General features: G+C 61.8%; 3 protein-coding genes. 1 reads left to right on the plus strand and 2 read right to left on the minus strand.

Annotated features, from left to right (window positions below; all coding sequences use genetic code 11):
- The coding region (locus SGJ19_17230) for a sialidase family protein (GenBank protein MDZ4781993.1) at positions 1–1,007 on the plus strand (1,007 nt) is incomplete at its 5' end.
- Positions 1,008–1,124: 117 nt separating this feature from the next.
- On the opposite strand, the gene SGJ19_17235 is transcribed toward SGJ19_17230, so the two are convergent.
- Together SGJ19_17235 and SGJ19_17240 are read right to left on the minus strand one after the other, a co-directional pair.
- On the minus strand, positions 1,125–3,077 hold the full coding sequence (locus SGJ19_17235) for a nucleoside hydrolase (GenBank protein MDZ4781994.1): 1,953 nt from the start codon (positions 3,075–3,077) through the stop codon (positions 1,125–1,127).
- 326 nt (positions 3,078–3,403) lie between these two features.
- On the minus strand, positions 3,404–5,391 hold a 1,988-nt coding region (locus SGJ19_17240), incomplete at its 5' end, for a hypothetical protein (GenBank protein ID MDZ4781995.1).

A 5,391-nucleotide genomic window follows, 5' to 3' on the forward strand; every position in this document is an offset into this window, starting at 1 on the left:
CCAACGCTCTTCCGGTCTCCTTTGTGGGCCCCTTCGTTCATCTCCGCGATGGCGGCATCCTCACCGTGTCCAAGGACGACGTGCAGATCAGCCTAGACCGGGGAGCGACTTGGTCGGCAAAGCGACAGCCCGCGACCGTGGACGGCAAACCATACAAACGCGGCGATGCGGCGCTCCTTCGTACCCGCGATGGCACGCTCCTGTGGACCTTCGCCAACGAGTCGGAATTTGTGGGAACCGGGCCGCTAACCAGCCCTGAAGCGGCGAAGGCGAGAATGCCGCTCTACGTGCAACGCAGCGTTGACGAGGGCAACACCTGGCTGCCGCCGCAACTTGTTCTCGACGGTTACACGGGAAGCACGCGCAGCATCATCCAACTGCGCTCGGGACGCATCGTGGCAGCAGTGCCTCATGTGACCTTCGAACGACCGACCCGGTGGCGCTCGGTTTGCGTGATCTCCGACGACGAGGGAAAGACGTGGCAGAAGGGGCAGGTCGTCGACCCGAAGTTTGCGTGGCCGTCCCGTCCGAACGGCGATCTGCACGACGGTGTGCGAGCGGGAACAATGGCCGAGTTCGCGGACGGTCGACTGTGGATGCTGCTTTCCTACCGTCGTCAGTGCGAGACGTTTTCCACGGACGGCGGCCTGAACTGGGCCGATGCTACAGATGTGAAGTCGTCGTACACCACGTCGCAGCTTCACACCCTAGCACGGCTCAAAAGCGGACGTCTGGCCCGATTGTGGGTTGAGCTGGGTGCGGAACGCACCAAAGAGAATCCTCAAGCCGGCGCGCGGCTTTGCCTGGCTTTCACCGCGGACGACGGGAAGACTTGGTCCCCAACCGCGACGCTGGTACATCGGACGGGCATTTCCAGCATGAAGGAGGCCGGTCGCTGCGTCCATTCGGCTGAGGTGTTCGAAGTGGCAGCGGGGGAACTCTGGCTCACGCTCCATCGGCCCGATGTTCGGATTACGATTCACGAGCAGGACTTCGTCGGGAAGTAACCGCGTCGTCATTCCTGGGATACGCGTGCCTCCATGAACCATTGCCGCTCCCGCCGGATCGAGTTTTCGGGAGGGACAGCGTAAGCGGCCAAACTCACCCCGATTCTAAACGATCCCTCACGGCTCACACAGCAGCAGGTTGTCGATCCACAGTCGGCCGGCCGCCGGCAGCGTGAACGTCACGTCACTAACCGATCCGCCCACCAGTGCATCGCGTGGCCCGAGAATCAATTGATACGAAGCCCAGTCATTTTGTTTGAGTACTTTCTGGTCGAGTGAAAATGTCGATGACTTTTTCTTGTCCGACGATTCAAGACGCACGTTGATCGTACTGGCGCCTTCGAGCTTATAGCGAAACGATAAATGCGTCACATCGCCGACTGGCCGATCGCCACGGAGGTTGACGCGAAGCCAGGCTTTATCCTTGTCGGTCGGGTGCGGGATCGATTTGGCGGCGTGCCAGACGTAGCCCTGCTTCTGGGCGATCTCGAAATCGCCGGGCCATTCCTTGCCTTGCTTGCCGCCGTCGAAAAGGCCGGTGAAGAGGAAGCGTTTCGGGAACGCTCGTTTTTCGTCGGCTTCGCCGGCGTCGTAGAGTACGATGTCGTCGATCAGAAGTTCCGCTCGCGGGTCCACGTAGAACTGGATGTCGTCGATGCGTTCGAATTCCGAAAGCGGTCCGCCCGTGCCATCGGGTTTACGCATCTGCGTCATGTCAACACAACCGTCTACCCATGTTGTTTGCGGTAGATCCTTGAGCATCAGGCAGCGGTGGTAGCCGTTGCTGAGGCTGTAGAGTTGCACGCGCAGCGTATCGGTTCCCTGGAGCCGATACTTGAAGCGTAGCCGAGTGTTTTTGCCCATCGGCATGCTGGGCACGGGGTTGAAGACGACGGCTGTGTAAAGCGTCTTCATCTCGCCCTGGAGGTCGTCGAAGTCCTCAGTCAACACCCCGCGCAGCGCGCGCTTGCTCGTCGGCGGCGTGTCGGCAGTCTCAATTCGGCCGCTCAGCCACCAGCGTTTTTCGATGTCAGTCTCGAAGTCTTCAAAGACATGGACGCGGTTCGGCATCTTTCCCGGATCGATCAGCTTCGATTCGTTGATGACACGCATCGTCGGCAGCGCTTTGGGCATCGCCGAGGCGACGCGCTCGACGTACCAATCAAGGAAGGCGTCCGTCTTGATCGCAGTGGCGACCCGGGCGTTCGGCTTGCCGAGGCGGACGGGCACGGTGAAGCCTTGATCGTCCACGCCGAGAGCCAGATCTTCCATCGTACAGAAATTTTCCGTATGAATCAGGGCGATGGCGACGGGGTCGAAGAGCACGGGCACATTCTTCTCCTGCCAAAGCTGAGTCATGGCTTGCAAAGACAGCGTCAGCAGTGAGCCGGCGTCGAACAGCGTCTTCTGCCGAGGCACATCGAGCGCGACCATCGAGGTTGCATCGAGCGGCGCGACGGTCATCGGCACGCCGGCGCGGAACACGGCTTGAGCCGCCTTTACGTCGGCGACGATGTTGTATTCCGGCTGAGGCTTCGACCCATCGGCATACCCGCGACGCACCGATCCGCCCATGATCACCAGGCGTTTGATCTTCGCCTTCGTTTCGGGATGATCGCTGAACAGCTTCGCGATGTTCGTCAACGGCCCGATGGCGACAAGCGTCAACTCGCCCGGCGCGTCGTTGATCTTCTTGGCGAGAAATTCCGCGGCGGGGACCTTCGCGGGTTTCGGATCGCGGAAATAAACACTGGCGTGATTGCCATACTGCACCTGCCAATAATCGAGCGGCTTTTGCTTGATCGGAATCCCGGCGGCGACAGGCACTTCCTTGCGACCGACGGCCGTGAGGAACCGCAATGTCAGCTGCGCTCGTTTATACGCATCGTGGCCCACGGTCGTCACGCCGCGCAGGTCCAACTCCGGGCTGGCGAGCACCAGGGCCAGCGCGAACGTGTCGTCGATATCCTCGCCGATGTCGAAATCGAGGAGGATCGGTATTTTTACCTGTGCCTGCGTAATCGTCGGAGTGAGCCATAGGATGGTGAGAAAGAAAAGCGAACGCAACATGGTGTTACCTCGTGAGAGTCGTCGGCGTACACGACAAGGATTGCAGCGAACTCAATTACAACCACGGATATCACGAATCGCACGGACAGGAAATACCTTGCCGGTAGTTCCCGGAATTAGCCACGGATGAAACACGGATAGGAAATCATGTTGAAATTTCATCGGTTTTGGCCGGCGTGAGGCCGCCCAGGCCGAGACCGCCGACTTGAAGGAAGTCGCCGCGCGAACCGCGATTGAAGGTCAACATGAGTCAATGCTCCCAATGCAGGTGGGTACGGACGGAGAGCGCGGGAGCGGGCGTGCCGGCCGGCGTCGGCTCGCGGCGGCTAGCGACGGATCGAGAAGGCCCGTTCGATCCTGGTAAGATTGCCCTCGCGGTCCTTGACGGTGACCGTGAGCTTGCCTTTGGGCAGATCCACGATGGGCGTTGTCAGCTTGAGCTCCCAGACTCCCTGAGTCGTAGGCTTGAATTGCGCCGCCAGGTTGGTTCCGGCCGCGGTGCCGTCCACCGCGAAGTCGGCCGCCACCTGGAAGCTGTCCAGGTCCAGGCCCGAATCGTAATCGTGCATGCCGACCAGGATGCGGGTCAGCCCAGTGCCGGCGCCGGGTTGGGGATAGGTCAAGGTCAGTGTCGGCCGGTTGTCGTCCTGGAGCCAGCCTGCGCGGCGGGCAGCAGGCTGGGCAGGATCGTAGTCGAGATCGATCGGGCAGCCGAGATCGATCCAGCGGACGAGATTCATCCGGTCGTCGTCACTGAGTGGCGCGACCTTGATCGCCTTGCCGTCCGGCCCTTGATAGGTTCCCGCAACCGCTTCGGGCGGCGGCATGACGCTGCCGGTATAGGCCAGGTTAATCAGCGCGCGATTCTGCGGCGTGGCGGTGAACGGTTGGCCCTTGTGGACGAGAGATCGGGGATCGCCCGGCACCGTCTCGTGCGCGAAATCGTCGTTGTTCCAGCCGTCGAGGCGCTTGCCGTGGATTTTCCAGGCGAGCAGGCTGCGGCGCGCCTGGAACATGCGGACGTAGCGCGAGGCTTGCGGATGCGACCAGCCGCCGACCAGCGAGGGGTGGCCGAACTTGCCGCTCTGGTCCATGGCCAGGCGCAGGTAGGTGCCGGGCACCTTGCCGGACGGGCCTATCACCAGACCGCCAATGCCTGCGGGCGCCTTCGCCGGCTGATCGTCATCGAGGACCAGATTGCCGGCCGGCTTCTCGATTTTCTGGGTGTGGCAGGCAACACAACTCCGCTCGAGGATCGGCTTCACGTCACGGTAATACTCGACGTTCCTCGCTGCCTTCTCGAAGCGCACGCCGGTCTCGTCGTCCGCATCCCACTGCTTGCCGGACTGGTCGTGCTGCTTGCCGGTCAGGAGCGGCGTCTGCTTCGTCAAATCGAAGATCGTGTAGTCCTTCTGGGCGGCGGCGGTCAGCTTGAATTCGGTCGGCGCCTGGCTATGCGCATGACAGCCGCCGCAGTTGGTGCGGATTTCTCCGGGGCGGAGCTGATGCCAAGTCTGCGACGAGTTCAGCACCATGCCGTGCTTGTCGAGCGTCTGAAACGTCCAGGCCACATCGGCCGGCACCTTGACGAGGAAGCTGGTGTCGGGATTGCCGTCCGGATCGACTGGTTGCCCTCCGGTCGCTGACGCTGCCGGCTCGCCGGGCTTGAATTTGCGGACGGGGAACTCGCCGAGGATGCGCAGCCTCTCGTTGGCGACGTTCCACCACAAGCGTTTGCCCTTTTCGGTGTAGCGCGGGCTGGTGGTCGGCTCGGTGACGAGAATGCGGACGGCGTGGATGTCGCTGTTTTCGTAGCGGCACGTGTCGGCGCCTTGCGAAAACCAGTTGTCGTTGCTGTTTTTGTAGGCCAGCGTGCCTAGTCCGCGGAAGGGATCGTTGCCGCCCTGATACTCGGCCGTGACTTTGCCCGCAGGGAGGGCGCCGTTCGGATAGCTTTCGCGCTTGTACATGCTGCTCGTGCCGACCAGACCGTAGGGAGTCCCTTCCGGCAAGTGCGGCGAGCGTTTGCCATCGTTGGCGACCGGCTTCAGCTTGACCGGTTCCTTGACACCGTAAATGCGTTCATAGGAGACCAGGGCGCGCGGCCATTGTTCATTAAACTTCGGATCGTTCTTGATGAGCAGCATTTGTCCGGGCTCGGCGATGGGTTGGCCCGCTTTGTTGAGGTAGATGCCGCCGTCGATGGCCGGCGTCTTCGGACTGATGTTGCTGGTGACGGGGCCGGGAGACCAGACGGTCAGCAGGTGATTGTCCGGGGCGCCGGAGGGATGCGTCACCTTGCCGACACGCGGCG

Source organism: Planctomycetia bacterium, from assembly GCA_034440135.1.
GTDB lineage: Bacteria > Planctomycetota > Planctomycetia > Pirellulales > JALHLM01 > JALHLM01.

Bases quoted from the DNA above. Each gene is read 5' to 3' on its own strand.
- SGJ19_17235 (MDZ4781994.1), bottom strand. From the start codon at position 3,077: ATGTTGCGTTCGCTTTTCTTTCTCACCATCCTATGGCTCACTCCGACG.